This is a genomic window from Haloarcula laminariae (assembly GCF_025457605.1).
GTDB lineage: Archaea > Halobacteriota > Halobacteria > Halobacteriales > Haloarculaceae > Haloarcula > Haloarcula laminariae.
Window position 1 is genome coordinate 262,104 of sequence record NZ_JAMZFY010000001.1, and the last position, 17,119, is coordinate 279,222.

General features: G+C 69.0%; 14 protein-coding genes. 4 read left to right on the forward strand and 10 right to left on the reverse strand.

Features of this window, described 5'->3' with window-relative positions; all coding sequences use genetic code 11:
- Together NJQ98_RS01360 and NJQ98_RS01365 are read right to left on the reverse strand one after the other, a co-directional pair.
- A complete protein-coding gene (locus NJQ98_RS01360; protein ID WP_262178707.1) occupies positions 1 to 1,959 on the reverse strand; it encodes a type II secretion system F family protein in 1,959 nt (652 codons plus the stop codon).
- 2 nt (positions 1,960 to 1,961) lie between these two features.
- Positions 1,962 to 3,716, reverse strand: coding sequence for a type II/IV secretion system ATPase subunit (locus tag NJQ98_RS01365; RefSeq protein WP_262174878.1), 1,755 nt, complete (start codon positions 3,714 to 3,716; stop codon positions 1,962 to 1,964).
- A 324-nt stretch (positions 3,717 to 4,040) separates the two neighbouring features.
- On the opposite strand from NJQ98_RS01365, the gene NJQ98_RS01370 reads away from it, so the two are divergent.
- On the forward strand, positions 4,041 to 4,721 hold the full coding sequence (locus NJQ98_RS01370) for a TIGR00266 family protein (RefSeq protein ID WP_262174880.1): 681 nt from the start codon (positions 4,041 to 4,043) through the stop codon (positions 4,719 to 4,721).
- A gap of 15 nt (positions 4,722 to 4,736) precedes the next feature.
- On the opposite strand, the gene ppk1 is transcribed toward NJQ98_RS01370, so the two are convergent.
- The 3 genes from ppk1 to NJQ98_RS01385 form a co-directional block, all read right to left on the reverse strand.
- Positions 4,737 to 6,995, reverse strand: a complete 2,259-nt coding sequence (ppk1, locus tag NJQ98_RS01375; RefSeq protein ID WP_262174882.1) for a polyphosphate kinase 1 — start codon at positions 6,993 to 6,995, stop codon at positions 4,737 to 4,739.
- Positions 6,988 to 7,698 carry a metallophosphoesterase family protein gene (locus tag NJQ98_RS01380; protein WP_262174884.1) on the reverse strand — a complete coding sequence of 237 codons (711 nt, stop codon included), beginning with the start codon at positions 7,696 to 7,698 and terminating at the stop codon, positions 6,988 to 6,990. The genes ppk1 and NJQ98_RS01380 overlap by 8 nt, the downstream gene beginning before the upstream one ends.
- Positions 7,699 to 7,899: 201 nt before the next feature.
- Positions 7,900 to 8,220: an ASCH domain-containing protein gene (locus NJQ98_RS01385; RefSeq protein WP_262174887.1), complete on the reverse strand. Its 321-nt coding sequence runs from the start codon at positions 8,218 to 8,220 to the stop codon at positions 7,900 to 7,902.
- A 93-nt stretch (positions 8,221 to 8,313) separates the two neighbouring features.
- Here NJQ98_RS01385 and NJQ98_RS01390 point away from each other — a divergent pair, with 93 nt between their 5' ends.
- Positions 8,314 to 9,318: an NOG1 family protein gene (locus tag NJQ98_RS01390; RefSeq protein WP_262174890.1), complete on the forward strand. Its 1,005-nt coding sequence runs from the start codon at positions 8,314 to 8,316 to the stop codon at positions 9,316 to 9,318.
- Positions 9,319 to 9,455: 137 nt separating this feature from the next.
- On the opposite strand, the gene NJQ98_RS01395 is transcribed toward NJQ98_RS01390, so the two are convergent.
- Complete coding sequence (locus NJQ98_RS01395; RefSeq protein ID WP_262174893.1) at positions 9,456 to 10,184, reverse strand: SIMPL domain-containing protein; 729 nt, start codon at positions 10,182 to 10,184, stop codon at positions 9,456 to 9,458.
- A gap of 62 nt (positions 10,185 to 10,246) precedes the next feature.
- On the reverse strand, positions 10,247 to 11,524 hold the full coding sequence (locus tag NJQ98_RS01400; protein ID WP_262174895.1) for a TIGR00341 family protein: 1,278 nt from the start codon (positions 11,522 to 11,524) through the stop codon (positions 10,247 to 10,249).
- A gap of 91 nt (positions 11,525 to 11,615) precedes the next feature.
- Between NJQ98_RS01400 and engB the strand changes: the two genes are divergently transcribed.
- Both engB and NJQ98_RS01410 read left to right on the forward strand, forming a co-directional pair.
- Entirely contained in the window at positions 11,616 to 12,233 is a 618-nt protein-coding gene (engB, locus tag NJQ98_RS01405; protein WP_262174897.1) for a GTP-binding protein EngB, read from the forward strand.
- 291 nt (positions 12,234 to 12,524) lie between these two features.
- The gene (locus tag NJQ98_RS01410; protein ID WP_262174898.1) at positions 12,525 to 13,445 is read left to right on the forward strand and encodes a site-2 protease family protein; all 921 of its coding nucleotides are present in this window, start codon (positions 12,525 to 12,527) and stop codon (positions 13,443 to 13,445) included.
- A 63-nt stretch (positions 13,446 to 13,508) separates the two neighbouring features.
- Here NJQ98_RS01410 and yciH read toward each other — a convergent pair whose 3' ends face one another.
- The 3 genes from yciH to NJQ98_RS01425 all read right to left on the reverse strand — a co-directional run bounded on the left by yciH (position 13,509) and on the right by NJQ98_RS01425 (position 17,118).
- Positions 13,509 to 13,802, reverse strand: coding sequence for a stress response translation initiation inhibitor YciH (gene yciH, locus NJQ98_RS01415; protein ID WP_004516073.1), 294 nt, complete (start codon positions 13,800 to 13,802; stop codon positions 13,509 to 13,511).
- Between the two features lie 149 nt (positions 13,803 to 13,951).
- A complete protein-coding gene (locus NJQ98_RS01420; RefSeq protein ID WP_262174908.1) occupies positions 13,952 to 16,147 on the reverse strand; it encodes a transglutaminase TgpA family protein in 2,196 nt (731 codons plus the stop codon).
- Positions 16,144 to 17,118 carry a DUF58 domain-containing protein gene (locus tag NJQ98_RS01425; protein WP_262174910.1) on the reverse strand — a complete coding sequence of 325 codons (975 nt, stop codon included), beginning with the start codon at positions 17,116 to 17,118 and terminating at the stop codon, positions 16,144 to 16,146. Before NJQ98_RS01425 ends, NJQ98_RS01420 begins: the two co-directional genes overlap by 4 nt.
- Between the last annotated feature and the right edge of the window lies 1 nt (position 17,119).

The window sequence follows — 17,119 nt, forward strand, 5'->3', positions numbered from 1 at the left end:
TCAGACCACCCCGAAGACGACGACGGTCACGGCCAGTAGCGCGAGGCTGTACTTCAGCCCGGCCAGCACCCGCCCGCGGGAGAGCTTGCCGGTCATCAGGCCGATGAAGACGGCCTGGACGAGCGAGGAGTGGATAAAGGCGAGCCTGAACCCGGCGGCGTCTATCGACTGCAGGCTCAGCGGCAGGCCCGCCGTGTCAGCGCCCGCCTGCTGGCCGATGGCGACCGCCTGCTCGAAGTAGAACTCGTTGATGAGCATGAGAATCGCCAGGTACACGAGAAACGAGATGAGCGCCGCGACGACGTACGAGGACAGCTCGCGCGACCGCGCCCGTTCGAGTTCGCGGTCCATCCGCGCGTCCTCGGCGGCGACCGACAGCGTCTCGTCGAGGTTTCCGCTGGCCTCGTCGGCCTCGACGACCAGCCGCAGCGTGCGGGTCCCGACCCGGGTGCGCGAGCGCCGCGCCAGCCGCAACAGTGCCCCCCGGAGGTCGTCGAACCACTCCGTCTCGTTGTGGACCTGCCGGAGCTCCCGCGCGAGGACGTTGTCCGCCCGGTCGCTGGCTATCTGCAACGCGTCCGACGGCCGCAGCCCCATCCGGTTGGCGCTGGCCCACGAGGAGAGGACGCTCGGGAACCGCCGCCTGATGGTGTCGAGGCGGCGCTGTCGGAGCTCCTGGAACACCGCGAGCGGGACCAGGGCGACGAAGGCCGGGACGACCAGCAGGAACACCGTCGCCGCGAGCGGCGCGGCGCGGAAGGCCGACAGGCTCGGGCTCACCAGGCCGGCCGCGACCAGCAATCCGACCGCCACCAGCGCGAGCGGCACCGAGACGACCAGCACCCGTAGGGGCTCATCGGTGAACAGCTGTCGCGGATTGGACAGCCGCCGCCACAGCTCCCCGCGGCGCTTGCGCTCGGCGTAGGCCGCCACCGCCTCGTCGTCGGGCCGCTCCGGGCGCCGACCGACGGCGTCCGACGGTTGGCGCGCCGTCTGGCGGAACGGCGCCCCGAGCTGGTCAAGGACGAGCAGCGCCAGCACCGACCCGCCCGGAATCCCGAGATAGACGATGGCGTTGACCTGCGACAGCGTCGACGTCCCCGTGATTCCCATCACCATCAGGAGAATGAGCGCGAACAGCGGGCCCGCGACGAGGAGGGTGACGTACACCTCCGCGAACAGCTCGACCCGCTCCAGATACTCCGCCTGCACGGACCGGGCCTCCTGGACCGCGTCCTCGCGCTGGTCCTGCAGAAACGACTCGACGGAACCGCCCGACTCGACGATGGAGAGGAGGTCGCTGAAGAAGTCGCTCAGTATCGGCGAGGGGGTCACCTCGCTTGACTCGCGGAGCGCCTGCATGAAGTCCTTCCCGAGGTAGTCCATCTGGTTGACGACGAGGCCGGCCTCCCGGGCCACCTCGCCGTAGGTCTCCTCGTCGGCCGCGAGCCGTTCGAGTATCTCGACGATGTCGAGGCCGCCCCGGGAGAGGGCGTACATGAACGTGATGGCGGCGGGGTAGCCGACGCCTATCTTCCGGGCGCGCCCGGCCGCCCGCCGCCCGGGCAGGTAGTACCTGGCGTACCAGGCGCCGACGGCGAACGCCGCCGCCAGCGCCACGGGCAGGACCACGCCCACGACCAGCCCCCGGTTGGCCCCCACGAACCGCCCGAGGCCGCCGGTCCCCGGAACGCCCGACAGCGACGCGAGCGTCCCGCTGGCGGCCAGCCACCAGGTCAGCGCCGCGCCCGCGATGGCGCCGCCGACGCCGGCGACCGCGGCCAGGACGGCCGAGCGGGCCAGATACGTCTCGACCGTCACCGGCATCCGGGCGGCGTTGAGCTGTTCGCGCAGCCCCTGGTGTCGGGCCGACCGCTCGGCGAAGAACTCCCGGAGCGGTTCGTACAGCCACGCAGTCTCCCGAATCGCCCGCCGCCAGTCCGGGAGTTCCCCCTGCATGGTCACAGGAGGCTGTCGAGGTCGCCGCTGTCGAGCAGTTCAAGCACCTCTTCGGGGTGGCTGTTGTACCGCCAGACGACCGTCTGGAACGACTCGTAGTCGCTGATGTCCTCCCGGACCATCCGTCTGAGCAGGCGTTCGCGGTTCGACAGCTCCGTCTGGAGCCGCTCCTCGTCCCAGCCGTTCGTGTACATTATCTCCCGCAGCTTCCCCGACTGCTCGACGGGTCGGAACGTGTCCGTCGTCGGCTGCCACTCGTAGACGTCGCGGGTGGTGTGCTCGCCGTCCTCGCGGCCGAGCTCGGCGATGCCGACGTTGCGCCGGACCCGCCGGTCGCCGACGAAAATCTGGCGCTGGATGGAGATGATGTCGAGTTCGCGGACCATCTGTTCGGGCACCGACAGCGGCGGGTTCTGCAGCCGCGAGAGGACCGTCTCCGTCGAGTCCGCGTGGAACGTGGTGTAGGCGGCGTGGCCCGTCGCCATCGCCTGGAAGAACGCCAGCGCGACCTCCGGCTCCGTCCGTATCTCGCCGACCAGCAGGTACTCGGGTCGCTGGCGAAGCGCCGCCTGCAGGAGCTTGTACATCCCGATCTCGCCGCTGCCGGAGGCCTGGCTCTCGCGGGTGACGCTCTGTATCCAGTTCTCGTGGGGGAGCGTTATCTCGCGGGTGTCCTCGATGGAGATGACCTTGTTGCGCTCCGGGATGAACATCGAGATGGCGTTCATCGCCGTCGTCTTCCCCGAGGCCGTCCCCCCGGCGAACATCAGCGAGAGGTTGTTCTGGATGGCCAGCCAGAAGTACGTCATCGTCTCGACGGAGAAGGACCCGAAGTTGATGAGGTCTATCGGCGTCAGGGGCACGTCCGAGAACTGCCGGATGGTGAAGTTCGACCCGCGCGTGCTCACTTCCGTCCCGAGGGTCATCTGGATGCGCGAGCCGTTCGGGAGGCTGGCGTCGACCATCGGGTCCGCGACCGAGATGTGTCGGTCGCTGCGCTGGGCCAGCCTGACCACGAGCGAGTTCAGCCGCTCGGCGCCAAAGCGGATGTTCGTCACCATGTCGCGGTACTCGTGGTGGTAGACGTACACCGGCACGTCGGTCCCGTCACAGGAGATGTCCTCCAGGTTCCGGTCGGCGAGCAGCGGGCTGATGCGGTCGTAGCCCAGCAGGTCCCGCTCGATGTAGTAGCGAATCTTGTGGAGCGAGCCCGGCTCGGCGTCCTGCGTGTAGCGGGACAGCATGGTACCGAGTTCGCTGCTCAGCCGTTCCGACCGGTCGCTCTCGCCGGCCTCGACGTGCATCAACACGTCCCGCAGGTCCGCCATGATGTCGTCGCGGACGTACTCCTCGAACGTCGACAGCGAGGGCTCGACGACGTGGTACCGGTGGTCCCCGTCGGCTTCGAGGATGGCGATGTAGGCGAAGGGCTCGTCCACCCAGTACCGGTCGACCTCGGTGGCGTCCGCCCGGTAGGAGAGGTCGAAGAACTCGTCCTCGACGAACTCCGGGGACGGCGCGGGCGCGAAGTCGCTCTCGTGGCCGTCGAACCACGATTTCACCCGTTCGACGACGGTCTCGTCGGGCGGCGGTGGCGGCTCCGCGACCGGCTCGACCTGCTCGATGGCCCCGTCGGGCTGGTCGCGGCCGGCCGCTACCGCTCCGTCCTCGTGGTCCGGTTCGTCCGCCCCGTCGCCGATACGCGTGGCCCAGTCGGCGGGCGCCTCCTCGTCTCGGTCTGTTTCCGGGCCGGACATCTGATGTTCGTGTTTCGAACCGTTTACGAAAGTATTTTTGGCGAAAATATGTCACTGAAAGTGCCGTTCCGCCTTCTCACTGGCCGTTCGGTGTACACGTTACCGCACCGTGTGGAAAATAGGAGTTCACTCCCCGACGGGCTGACTACTCCACTCCTGTTCATCGCCGACACGGTCTCCCCGCTGAGCCACGTCGGGATGAGAGACAGTGACCGCTCCCTGTTGGCAGTTCGTTCCACTGGCAGCGCCGCTTTATGGGAATCAGGCCGGCCGTCGGCCAAGCACCGAACGAACTACTAAATATCAAGTAGCCGAACAGCGGGCATGGACTACGAGATAACACACCGGCCCTCCTACGCACAGCTCACGCTGACCCTCGAAGCGGGCGAGACGGTCCGCGCCGAGGGCGGGGCGATGGTGAGTCAGTCGGGCGACCTCGACATCCAGACGCAGGCCGAAGGCGGACTGTTGAAGTCCCTCTCGCGGTCGGTGCTGGGCGGGGAATCGTTCTTCATGAACACTTTCAGCGCAAACGGGCCGAGTACGATCCAGCTCGCGCCAGCGCTCGCTGGCGACGTCCAGCACCACGAGCTGGACAGCGAGACGCTGTTTGTCCAGTCGACGTCGTTCCTCGCCTCACATCCCGACATCGAGGTCGACACGAAGTTCGGCGGCGGCCGGTCCTTCTTCGGCGGCGAAGGGCTCTTTCTGTTGCAACTGACCGGGAGCGGCCCGGCCTTCATCTCCAGCTACGGCGCCATCGACGAACACACCGTCGCCCCGGGCGAGACACTGACAGTCGACACTGGCCATATCGTCGCCTTCGAGGAGAGCGTCGACTTCGACGTGCGGAAGGTCGGCGGGCTCAAATCCACGCTGTTCAGTGGCGAGGGGCTGGTCTGTGAGTTCACCGGCGACGGGACGGTGTGGACCCAGACCCGCAGCCCGGACGCCTTCCTCGCCTGGCTGATTCCCAAGCTGCCCACTCAATCCTCGTCGCAGTGACGCGCCTGACTGTGGTCAGTCGGCCTCGTCGGGCCCCCTGGCCGCTGCGCGGTCCATGAGGGTCTGCTGGACGTCACGGAGGACGTCGGCCGCGTCTGCCGGCCGGCACTGGACGTAGCTGCCGTCGGCGGTCATCTCCCAGGCCCGTCGGTTGTCCGCGAGATACAGGTCGAGTATCTCGTCCAGTCGCGCCCGGAGGTCCGGGTCCTCGATGGGGGCGACGGCCTCGACCCGGCGGTCGAGGTTGCGCTCCATCCAGTCGGCCGAGCCGATGTAGTAGCGCGGGTCGCCGTCGTTCCCGAAGTAGAAGATGCGCGAGTGCTCCAGGAACCGGCCGACGACGCTCCGCACCGTCACCGTGTCGGTAACGCCCTCGACGCCGGGTCGGAGCCGACAGACGTCACGGACGATGAGGTCGATGTCGACGCCGGCCGCCGCGGCACGGTACAGCTCCGCTGTGAGTGCGCGGTCTTCGAGCGCGTTCATCTTCGCGACGATACGCCCCTCGCCGCCCGCGCTGGCTATCTCGGCCTCCGCCCGAATGCGCTCGACGAGCGCGGGCCGGAGCGTGCTCGGGGCGACCAGCAGCGTCCCGTAGTCGCGCTGGTCAGAGTGGCCGGTAAAGGAGTTGAACAGCTGAACGAGGTCCTGGCCGATGGCCGGGTCGCAGGTCATCAGGCCGAGGTCGACGTACGCTCTGGCGGTCTCGGCGTGGTAGTTCCCGGTCCCGACGTGGGAGTACAGCCGGACGCCGTCGGCCTCCCGTCGGACGACCAGCGCGGTCTTGCTGTGGGCCTTCAGGTCGACGGTGCCGTAGGCGACGTGGATACCCTCCTCCTCCAGCCGGCGGACCCACCGGAGGTTGTTCTCCTCGTCGAAGCGGGCCTTCAGTTCGACCATCACCGCGACCTCGGTCCCGTTTCGCGCTGCCTCGATGAGGCTCTCGATGACTTTCGAGTCGTGTGTCGTCCGGTAGATGGCGACCTTGATGGCCAGCGCGTCGTCGTCGGCGGCCGCCGCCGAGAGGAGCCGCTGGACGGTGCCGTCGAAGGAGTGGTACGGGTGGTGGACGAGCACGTCGTCCTCGCGAATCACGTCGAAGACGCTCTCGTCGGCGTCCTCGTCGAGCGCGGCGAATCGGGGGTGGGGCTGGGGCGTCCACGACGGGAGCGAGAGGTCGGGCCGGTCGAGTTCGCGAACCCGGTCGAGCGCCCGGAGGTTCAGCGGCGCCGTCCGCTCGAACACCTCGCGCTCGTCCAGGTCGAGCTGGGTCGCGAGGAACTCCCGGACCGACTGTGACATCTCCGCGCTCACCTCCAGGCGGACGACCGTCGCGAACCGGCGGTCCCGCAGGAGTCCCTCTATCATCTCGATGAGCCCCTCCGCGACCTCCTCGTTCCGGCGTACTTCGGCGTTGCGCGTGACCCGGAACGTCGACCAGCTAACGACCTCGACGTTCGGGAACAGCAGGTCGAGGTTGTGCCCGATGACCTCCTCCAGCAGGACGAACCGCGTCCGCTCGCTGGCTTGGCCGGCCCCGCCGACGACGTCGGCCACGTCGAGGAGGCGCGGCTGGTTCTCGGGGACCTTCACGCGGGAGAACTTCGGCGCCTCGCCGTCGGCCCGCGTCTGGACGGCGAGCGAGAGCGAGAGGTTCGAGATGAACGGGAACGTCCGGGTCGGGTCGACCGTCAACGGCGTCAGCGTCGGGAGTATCTGCGCCCGGAAGTGGTCCCTGAGCGCCCGCTGTCTCTCGGTCGACAGCGACTCGTACTCGACGATTTCGGCGCCCGCCTCGGGGAGCAACTCCCCGACGACGCGGCGGTAACAGGCGTCCTGTCGGTCGAACATCCCGGCGAGCGTCTCCAGCGCTAGCTCCCACTGCTCCGCCGGGGTCCGGCCGTCGGGCGAGAGTTCCGTCACATCCCCTGCCATCTGCTGTTTCAGCCCGCCGACGCGCTTCATGCAGAACTCGTCCGTGTTCCGCGTGAACAGCGACAGGAACCGCAGTCGCTCGAACAGCGGGGTCCGCGGGTCGGTCGCCTCGGCCAGCACCCGCTTCTGGAACGACAGCGCCGACAGTTCGCGGTTGAGATACCACCCCGGCTCCTCGAAGTCCGGGTCCGTGGTGTCGGGCACCGCCGGGCCGGAGTCGACGCCGTAGTCGATGTGGGTCCGCTCCGCAGTCCCGGACTGGTCCGTCACCTCGCCCTCGCCTGACGGCGACGACGCGTCGGCGCTCTCCTCGCCCGCGTCGCCGGCTCCGTCAGTCATCGTCCTCCGTCGCGACGGCCGGGTCAATCCACTTCCGGTCGGCCCTCGTCTCGTACTCCGTAACCGCCGGGACGCTCGTGAAGGCGCCCGTATCAGTGTCGTAGGCAGTCAGCGCCCCGCCGTAGACACAGCCAGTGTCGAGGCCGACCGCCCACTCCGTCTCGACCGGCGCGTCGACGACGGTGTGACCGAAGTACACCCGCGGCGGGCCGGTGTACGTCTCGAACCAGAAGGGACCGGCGTAGCCGTTCTCCGGCGGTATCGACCGGAACGTCAGCAGCGACTCGGCGTCTTGCTCGGCCAGGGGATGTCTGGGGTCGACGCCGCCGTGGACCGCCATCGACTCATCCCAGCTAATCACCAGCGGCAGCGACTCCAGATACGCGAAGTCGTCGGCCGACAGGCTCGGTTCAGCCGTGGTCCCGTCGAGCAGTTTCTGCTCGTTGTTACCCCGGACCGACAGCATGTTCGGGTGGTCCCGGAAGCGCGAGACGACGCCGGCGCTGTTGGGCCCTTTCGTCACCAGGTCGCCGACGAACACCAGCAGGTCGCTCTCGCTCACGTCCAGTCGCTCCAGCAGGCGTTCGAGTTCCGCGAGACAGCCGTGGACGTCGCCGACGACGTAGATGTTGTCCCACGTGTCGGCGTCGACGCGGTGGTGGTGCGGTGCGACGGTGTCATGGAAGTCGTCGTCCGCTAGCATCGGTCGGTGCCACCGGCGGTGGGGCCGACCGCCGCGTGGCGCGTAGTAGTCGTGTACATCCCGCTCGTTCGACGTTATCAGCGATGCGACAATAAAAACGCGCATGGCGGCAGTCGGCCCGACGGCGCCGGCTCACTCGCCGTTCATTCGCCCGCCGGCTCAAACCGCCGAAAGACTTCGTCTCTCGTGTTTCGTGCCCACTCACTCCCCGTTCGAAGGCTCGAACCGGTGCCGGACGACCTCGCTGTCGTCGTCCCACTCGAACGTCTCGTGGACCCGGTTCAGCCGCTCGCGGTAGGCGTCGAGGTCCGCCGACCCCTCCCGCTGGGCGTCCTCGTCGGTCAGGTCGCCGAGCGTGCGGTGGGTCACGTCGGTCACCTCGAAGGTCTTGCCGTCTATCTCGAACGTGTCGCCCTCGTCGGCGTACGCCTGGCCCCGGTGCATCTGTGTTATCTCGCCCTCGGCGGCCATCTGCTGGATTGGACCGTTCGGGAGAACCTCGCCGGCATCGATGTGTGCCATATCGGTAGTCGGGACGCGACGGACAAAAGCGTGGCTCGCTTCCCGAATTCCGATTGAACGACCTTTTATCCGGTGACTGTCAAAGATGCGGCAATGAGCCATCCCTTCGAGAATCTCCCGACCACGCCCCGGGCCGAGGAGATACTGGATAAAGCGTTCTCGCGGGCGACGCGCGCATCGGGGTCCAAGACGGGTATTGAGGCCCAGCAGTCGATGCTGATGACCGCCTCGAACATCATCTCGGACAACCTCGAAAACGTCGCCACGCAGTGGCCGACCATCGACGAACTGGACCCCTTCTACGTGGAACTGGCCGGTGCGGTCATCAGCGAGACCGCCCCGGCCGACGACGACCCCGGCATCGACGCGCTGAAACAGCACCTCTCGAACATCTCCTGGGCCGGCCGCAAAGCCAAGGAAATCCGCCAGGAGTACGAGGGCCGGGTCGTCCGAAGCGACATCGACACGTCCCGCAAGCTCCGCAAGCAGGCCTTCGCCCGCATGGCCGACATCACCGAACAGGTCGAAGACGACCTCGAAGCGGTCTCGAAGGCCCGCGACGCGCTGAAGGGGCTCCCGGACATCCGCCCGGACGAACCCGTCATCGTCGTCGCCGGCTACCCCAACGTCGGGAAGTCCTCCTTCGTGAACAAGGTGACCCGCGCCGACAACGAGATCGCGTCCTACCCCTTCACGACGACCCAGATTCGCGTGGGCCACGTCGAGTCGGGGCGCATCCGCTACCAGCTCGTCGACACGCCGGGGCTGCTCGACCGCCCGCCGGAGGAGCGCAACGAAATCGAGTCCCAGGCCATCAGCGCGCTGGAACACCTCGCCGACGCCGTGCTGGTCCTCGTCGACCCCAGCGGCGAGTGTGGCTACCCGCTGGCACAGCAACTCGAACTCCGCGACGACATCGAGTCGCTGTTCGACGCGCCGGTACTGACCATCGGCAACAAGAGCGACCGCTCGACCGATGTCGAGGCTGACCACTTCATGAGCGTCACCGAGGACGACAACGTCGACGGCGTCCTCGACGCGGCCATCGAGGCCGTCGACTGGGATATCGAGTTGCCGTTTGAGGAAGGCGAGAATTGAGGGAGCGTAGCGACCGAAATTCTCGGATAGCGAACGGCCCAGCCGTGAGCAGCGAGGGCTGAGCGACCAGCGGGAGCGAAGGCCTCGAATCGCGAGCGGACCTCTCGAAAAAACGGGTGAGCGGACCGACCCGTGCGTCAGTTCTCCAGTTCGTAGGTGACCTGGACGCTCACGTCGACGGTGACCGGCCCCGGCGAGACGTTCGTCTCCCCGCCGGCGTCGGCGCTGGCGTACTCGGGGCGGACCACCGGCTGACCGCTGTCGCTCGTCTGTATCGTCACCGCGTCGCCGACGCTACGGTTCTCGGCAGTCGCCAGCGTGGTCGCGTCGCCGCGGGCCCGCTCCATCGCCGTCGTCAGGGCCTCCTCGCGGGCCGCGGCCCGCGTGTCGTCGCTCAGGCGATACGTGATTCCCTCGACGCGGTCGGCGCCGCTGTCGACGGCGGCGTCGACGAGTGTCCCCACGTCGTCGACGGCGCTCGTCTCGGCTTCGACGGTGTGGACGGCGACGTAGCCGACCAGTTCACGGCCGTCGTCGCGGTAGTTGTACTCCGGACTGACGGTAAAGCGCGAGGACGTGACGGTCGCGCCCTCGCTTTCGAGCGCGTTCCTGATGGCGTCGGCATCACCGCTCACGTTGTTCCTGGCTGCGGCCGTCGTCTCGCCCCGACCGACGGCGGCGACGGTCACCGTCGCCTCGTCGGGCGCGCGCTCGACCGTCGCGTCGGCGCCGACGCTGACGGTGGCGTTCTCGGCTGTCGGTGTCGCGCTCCCGTCCGCTCCGCCGGTATCTGCGAGAACGAAGCCGACGCCGCCGGCCAGCACGAGCGCCGCGACGCCGATGGCCGCGAGTGGTTTCGTGTCCATACGGGCCGGACGCACCCCGGCGTATTTATCCCACCGGACGCTCAAACCCGGCTTTGAGCGTGTTACCCGCGCTCGACGGTGATGTACCGGACAGAGGTCTCGACGTCCCGGCCCGCCTCGTCGTCGGTCACGCGGTCGAGTCGGGCCGCCAACCCCGGCGGCTCGGCCCCCGGCGGGATGCCGACGGTGACGATGACGTGGTTTGGCTGCTGGAAGAGGACGCCGTTGCTGTGTTCGACCTCGACGTTGAGGACCTGTCGCGGCGGCTCGACGGCGGTCTCGACGCGTTCCTGTATCGCCTCGTCCGTGGTCGCTCGCTGGTAGCTGTCGAAGGTCACGCCCCCGAGAAACGCCGAGAGGACGAGGATGGAGACCACCAGGACGCCGATGCGTTTCACCGTCGCCGCGCGGGCGTCGCTCTCGCGGAACCAGTACTCCGGCCGGTAGCCCTGGTACCACAGCCCGACCAGCACGGCCAGATTGATAGAGAGGATGTTCACGAGCACGAGCACGCCCGACCCCAGCGAGACCAGCGGCTGGCCCCACGCGATGCCGATGCCGACCGTCGCCGCCGGCGGGATGAGCGCGACGGCTATCATCACGCCGACCAGCGCCGTCGACACCCCGGAGGTGAGGCTCAACACGCCGGCCGCGCCGGCGCCCAGCGCGACCACGAGCGAGAGGAAGTCAGGCGCGACCCGCTCGCGGACCTGCTGGACGCTCGTCACGTCGGCGATGGGTGGGACCACGTTCGCCGTCCGCACCAGGAAGGCGAAGGCGGCCGCGCTGACGACCGCCAGCACGAGGCCGAAGGCCTGGAGCTTGACGCCGCGGGCGAACAGCTCGTGGTCGTCGACGACGGTGCCGACGTTGGCCGTCATCGCCGGTCCGATGAGCGGCGCGATGACCATCGACCCGACCACGACCGCCGGCGAGTTCAACAGGAGTCCCGCCGTCGCGATGACCGCGCTGATGACGGTCATGATGGCGTAGGTCCGCAGCGACGGGGCGAGGTCTTCGGCCTTGGCGGTCAGCTCCTCGCGGGCGATGCGGTCCTCGTCTTTCTCCTCGGCGTAGCGCTCCTCCAGCGCCTCGAAGTCCCTTGAGAGGACGGTGTTGGCCTCGGTGATGACCGTATACGTGTCGTCTGACAGCCCCACGTCCCGGAGCGACTCGAGCACCGGCTCGACGGCGTTCGTGGGTAGCGGGAACGTGACGACGGCTCCGATGTCCCGCCCGCTCGACTCCTCGTTGACCACGTAGTCGATGCCCTCGTCGTCGAGGACGCCCAGTATCGGCTCGCGTTTGCCCTGGGGGACCGAAATCTGTACCAGCCGCACGGCTATCGGTGTGGGGGCTGTCGATAAAAACCCGGGTGGTCGGGCAGGCGGAAACTGACGTGTTTTTCCCCCTCGGCGCAGTATCCGGCGTATGTTCGACTCACGCCCCGACCGGAGCGCCGAAGTCGTCCTGATGGGTCGCTCCAACGTCGGCAAGTCGACGCTGATGCGGGAGCTGACCGGCCACACCTTCGACACCGGCCAACGGCCCGGCGTCACCCGCAGCCCCAACCACTACGACTGGACCGGCCCGGACTTCGTTCTGACCGACCTGCCCGGCTTCGGGTTCATGAAGGGCGTCCCCGACGAGGTGCGCGAGCAGATAAAGACCGACGTGGTCCGCTACGTCGAGGACAACGCCGAGAAGATTCTCGTCGGTATCCTCGTCGTCGACGGGAAGAGCGTCATCGACATCATCGACCGGCACTCGGGCCCCGACGAGATACCTCACGACGTGGAGATGTTCCACTTCCTCCGGGACGTGGGCGTCGAACCCGTCGTCGCCGTCAACAAGATGGACAAGGTCGACGACGAGGACGAGCGCCTGAACGAGCTGTGTGACCGTCTCGGGCTGTATCCGCCGTGGAAACAGTGGCAGGAGACCATCGCCCCAATCAGCGCCAAACGGGGCAACATCTCGAACCTGACCGAAGCGGTCCGTCACCACCTCCACGAGGCCGAACGGGACGACCTCTACCAGTTCTTCTAAACCACCTTTTTCTGCGTCGGGTGTCCTCGTGCGCTCTTCGAGCGCGCTGCGGACACCCTCCTTGAAAAACGTGGGTGAAAAAGGCCGGAATCTCGGCCTCTGGCCTCGATTCCGGTGAAACGGCGCGCGAGGCGCGCCGTATGCTCTTCCGGAGTGCCTGCCCTTCCCCGTCCGCGCTCGGGCGCGATAGCTATCGCGCCACTCGCGCCCGGCCGCGGCGACTGCCGGGGGTGTGGGTTCGGTCACGCCGGGCGAAACACAGTTGTACGCGGCCGCTGTCGCTCCGACAACATGGCTGGGCTGGCAGGGCCGATACGCCGCCTCCGCGACCGCGTCGAGGCCGTCGAGGACCGGGTCAACGCCCGGCTTCCGCCGTCGCTGAAAATCGGGCTGGGCGTGCTGTACTGGTTCTCGACGCGCACCTCGAAGCGGTTCGACGCCGCCGCCGACCGGCCGGCCGTCCGCCGGTGGTGTGACCTCGCCGTCGCGACCCTGTTCGTCCTGCAGGTCGGGACGCTGGCGCTGGTCGCCGTGGCCGCGGGCAACGCTCTGGGCCGGGAGCCGACGGCGCTGAACGACCCGGTCAACACCGTCGCGATTCCGGGGGTCAACGACTTCATGCCGCTGGCCTCGACGCCGTACATCGTCCTCGGGCTCGTCGTCGCCACCGTCGTCCACGAGGGCGGCCACGCGCTGGCCTGCCGCGCCGAGGGGGTCCCCGTCGAGGAGTGGGGCGTGGCGCTGCTGGGCGGGGTCGTGCCGCTTGCGGGCTACGTGCTGCCCGACGACGCGCTCGACGAGGCCGGCGCCCGGACGCGGATGCGCGTGTTCGCGGTGGGGGTCCAGCACAACCTCGTGGTCACCGTTCTCGCCGGCGCCGTCCTCCTGAGTTCGCTGACTGCCTCGCCCGCCGAGGCCTTCCTCACCTACTTCGGCTGGGCGGCGACGGGCGGGGCGGCGCCGACGGCCGCGGCCGTGGCGGCGCTCGGCCCGCTGACCAACGCCTGCTTCTGGCTCGTCCTGTTGAACGCGAACGTCGGGCTCCTCAACGCCCTGCCCATCGGCCCGCTGGACGGCGGCCGCGTCCTCGCCGAGAGCATCGACGCGGCCGGCGACCGCGTCCCGCCGTGGCTCAAGCGGACCGCGATGTACGCGACGAGCGGCATCGCCGTCGGGCTGCTGGTCGTGGCTATCCTCGGCCCGTATCTCTGAGCGGGCGACAATCAGCGTCGTCGCCACTCACGGAGCGTGAAACGGCCGGAAAACGACGGTCGGTCAGGCGACGTTGAAGCCTTTGTCGCGCAGGAAGTCCTCGACGCGACCGGTGTGGTTCCCCTGGAGCTCTATCTGACCGTCCTCGACGGTCCCCCCGCAGGCGAACTTGGACTTCAGGTCCGACGACAGCGAGTCCATGTCCACGTCTTTCGGGTCGAACCCCTCGATTATCGTTACCTCCTTGCCGTACCGGCGCTCGTCGATGCGGATGTTGATCTCCTGGGACTCTTTGGCGACGTCTTCACAGACACAGAGCTCCTCAGGCAGTCCGCACGTCGAGCAGACCTCAGACACGGTTCACCCGGACCGTTGCCGCAGTTGGTTCGCCGCTGTCGTTTCGGGTACCCGGATTCACTGGCGCGTGTGAGGCGCAGGCTTCATTCGACATTACCTAGTCGCCTGTATCAGCTACAGGGGTAAATAATCTTTCTCCCGCGGAATCGCTACCGGTCGGCGACGATAGCGTCGGCGATGTCGATGGCCTCCTCGGCCGCGTCGGCCGACACCGACCCGCCGTACCGGAGTCGCTCGCGCAACCGGGCGAGCCGGCGGACCTCCTCGTCGGCGTCGACGGCGTCGAGATACGCCCGGACGGTCTCGCCCGGCCGGCGCTCGCGGTGGCGCTCGCCCAGCACGTACATCGCCCGCTGGAACGCCGTCTCGATGTCTTCCTCGGGGCTCTGTGGCGACTGGTAGCGCAGCCACAGCGCGCGCGAGACGCGCTCGGGGACGCCGGCGTGGCGGAGCCCGGCCGCGGTACCCAACAGGGCAATGACGCCCAGCGCGGCCTCCTCGCGGGAGGGGAGGGCCGGCAACTGCCGCTCGTCGTCCTCGCTCGCTGTCCGCGCCGCCGTGCGCCCGGCGGTCCGTGTCTCCACGGGTGGGCGCGTCCGTGTCGGCGTCGGCGGCGCCGTCGCGGTTCGGCCCGGGTCCGGCGCCTCGGTCGGCGTCGGGGTCGGCGTCGCCGTGGTCTCGGTGGGTGTCTCCTCGTCCCCGCCGGGGTCGTCGTCGTCGACGAGTTGCTGCTGTTCGGCCGCTCGGCGGGGGCCGGCCGGCGTCGGGTCGAACTGGACCCACCCCCAGCCCTCGACGTACATCTCGACCCACGCGTGGGAGTGGAGCCCGCGGACCTCCCACCGGTTCGAGCCGACCGCCTCGCCCGGCGTGTAGCCGACGGTCATCCTGGCGGGGATGCCCTGCGTGCGAAGCATGACGGCCATCGTCGTCGCGAAGTACGTGCAGTACCCCTCGCTCATCGCGTGGAGGAACCGGTCGGCGACGTTGCGCCGGGGGCGGGCGACCTCCAGCGAGTAGTCGCGGTTCTCCTTGAGCCACCGCTCGATGACCAGCGCGGTCTGGTAGGGCGTCTCGGCGTTTTCGGTCAGCGTCGCGGTCGTCTCGGCGACCCGGTCGGGCGTACTCTCGGGCAGCTGGACGTACATCGCTTCGATGTCCTCGGGATAGTCGTCGCCGGCGGCCCGCAGCGCGCTCTCGTCGGCCGCGATGACCTCGCTTTCGACCCGGTAGCTGTCGCCGCTCTCCAGCCCCGACTCGGGCTGGAGCCCGTCGTGTCTGGTCACCAGTACGTCCACGTCGCCATCGTACTGCATCGGCTTCCAGGCGGCGGGGACCGTTCCGATGGCCGATTCGACCTCGTACGTCTGGACGACTTCGCGCGTTCGGTCCGCCGGCTGGCGGTCGAGACGGTCCCCGTCGTCGTACGCCACGGGGCTCCCCGTCCGGACCCAGCCGTCGCCGGTGTAGCGGTCGTAGGTCCCGACGCGCCAGTATCTGGCCTCGTCGGCGTCGACGGTGAAGCGGTGGGTGGGACTCAGCGACAGCGACCCCTGAATCGTCATCGAGTTGCCGGCGTCGACCAGGCTCCCCTCGACGGTCCCGCCCGACCCGCGCAGCAGCGACACCGCCGTCCCCCGGACGCCGGGGATGCGAGAGACGGCCGTCGGCAGGGCGATGACGGCCGCGAGCTGGACCAGCACCGACCGCCGGCCGGCGTCGATTCCGCCGTCCGCGTCGGTGACCGACGCCGAGGCCGCTCCGCCGGCTCCCGCCCCCGCTCGCCCCTCGCTCGTGACCGAATCGAGCGTCCCGAACCCGATTGCGGCGATGCCGCCGACCACGCCCAACAGCGTGGTCACGACGCCGGCGTCGGTCGTCAGCACGAAAAACGAGAGCGTCAGGCTGGCGACGAAGACGGCCGTCACGTACCACCGCCGGAGCGCGAAGTACGCCGTCAGGAACACCGGCGCGGCGGCGAAGGAGGCGACCCACAGCCGGACGTTCGCTATCTGCAGCAGGCGGCGCCCGGACAGCAGTTCGAGGGTGTCGGCGAGCAACACGTCGAACGGCGGGTTCGTCGTCAGGTTCGTCACGTACCAGAACAGCCCGAACGCGAACAGCCCGACGCCGAGGCCGATGGCGAGCACCGGGTGCAACACTCTCGCCAGCAGCGCGCCTCCCACCAGCGCGGCGGCCGCGACGAGCAGGAACTGCGTCGGCGAGCCGACCACGTCGATGAGGTGGTACATCGTCCGCAGTGGCGCACCCAGCGCCAGCGCGACCGCAAGCAGGGCGAGGGCGCGCGGCTGGGACCACGGGAGCCGGCCGGCCAGACGGCTCACGCGCCCACCTCCGAGACCAGCGGGTTCTCACGGCCCGCAGTCAGGTCGTCGAACGACTCGGTCCGGCCGTCGACGTGGACGACGACGCCGCCGTCGGTGGCGCTGACGAGGATGTCGGCCTCGCCCTCGCGGTCGCTCCGGCCGCCGCCGGTGCGTGCCAGCGCCTCCAGCAGTCGGGTCTGCTGGCGGTCGCCGTAGCCCGCCGGCACGGTCCCGCCGGGGACCGCCAGCTCGACGGCGAAGCCGCTCCGGAGCGCCCCGACCGCGACGGTGGCCGCGGCGGCCGCCATCGCGTCGGCGTGGCCGGGTTTCGCCCGCCCGGCGACGAGCAGCTCCCGGTCCTCGCTGTCGTCGTCGAACTCCGTGACGAACAGGTCGTCGCGCTTGGCGCTCGACTTCCAGTGGATGTCCCGCAGCGAGTCGCCGGGCGTGTACTCCCGCAGGCGGTCGAAGGTCTCGCGCGCCTCGCTGTCGGGGGTGAACGCCCGGAGGAACGCCTCGGGCCCGCCCAGCCGGGACACCGGCGGGAACACGAGCACGGTGTCGGTCGCGTCGACGGTCCCGCTGGTGACCACCAGCCCCAGCGAGTCGGTGACCGTCACCTCGACGGGACCCAGTTCGTGCTCGCCCCGCCGCTCGTAGGGCACCTCGAAGGAGAGCGTCGCCGGGAGCGAACACCGCGCCGTCGCCGGCCCGCCGACTGCCTCGGCCCGCTGGTCGGTGAGCCGCGCGATACCGCTCCCCGTCGCGGTGAGTTCCAGCGTCCGCGACTCGCCGGCAAAGCCCCGTCGGAGCGACGACCGCTCGACGGTCGGGAGCCCGCTCAGCGACACCTGCACGGCCGCGCCCAGGAACGCGACGAACAGCGGCGCGGCGATGGCGGCCAGCCCCGGCTGGCCGAACCGCGTGCTGACGACGGTCGCCCCGACCGCGATACCCAGTACGCCAGCGCCCCGGCGCGTCGGGCGCATC

Bases quoted from the DNA above. Each gene is read 5' to 3' on its own strand.
- NJQ98_RS01380 (WP_262174884.1), bottom strand. From the start codon at position 7,698: ATGCTAGCGGACGACGACTTCCATGACACCGTCGCACCGCACCACCAC.
- engB (WP_262174897.1), top strand. From the start codon at position 11,616: ATGTTCGACTCACGCCCCGACCGGAGCGCCGAAGTCGTCCTGATGGGT.
- NJQ98_RS01395 (WP_262174893.1), bottom strand. From the start codon at position 10,184: ATGGACACGAAACCACTCGCGGCCATCGGCGTCGCGGCGCTCGTGCTG.
- ppk1 (WP_262174882.1), bottom strand. From the start codon at position 6,995: ATGACTGACGGAGCCGGCGACGCGGGCGAGGAGAGCGCCGACGCGTCG.
- NJQ98_RS01370 (WP_262174880.1), top strand. From the start codon at position 4,041: ATGGACTACGAGATAACACACCGGCCCTCCTACGCACAGCTCACGCTG.
- NJQ98_RS01385 (WP_262174887.1), bottom strand. From the start codon at position 8,220: ATGGCACACATCGATGCCGGCGAGGTTCTCCCGAACGGTCCAATCCAG.
- NJQ98_RS01425 (WP_262174910.1), bottom strand. From the start codon at position 17,118: ATGCGCCCGACGCGCCGGGGCGCTGGCGTACTGGGTATCGCGGTCGGG.
- NJQ98_RS01410 (WP_262174898.1), top strand. From the start codon at position 12,525: ATGGCTGGGCTGGCAGGGCCGATACGCCGCCTCCGCGACCGCGTCGAG.
- NJQ98_RS01365 (WP_262174878.1), bottom strand. From the start codon at position 3,716: ATGTCCGGCCCGGAAACAGACCGAGACGAGGAGGCGCCCGCCGACTGG.
- NJQ98_RS01390 (WP_262174890.1), top strand. From the start codon at position 8,314: ATGAGCCATCCCTTCGAGAATCTCCCGACCACGCCCCGGGCCGAGGAG.
- NJQ98_RS01360 (WP_262178707.1), bottom strand. From the start codon at position 1,959: ATGCAGGGGGAACTCCCGGACTGGCGGCGGGCGATTCGGGAGACTGCG.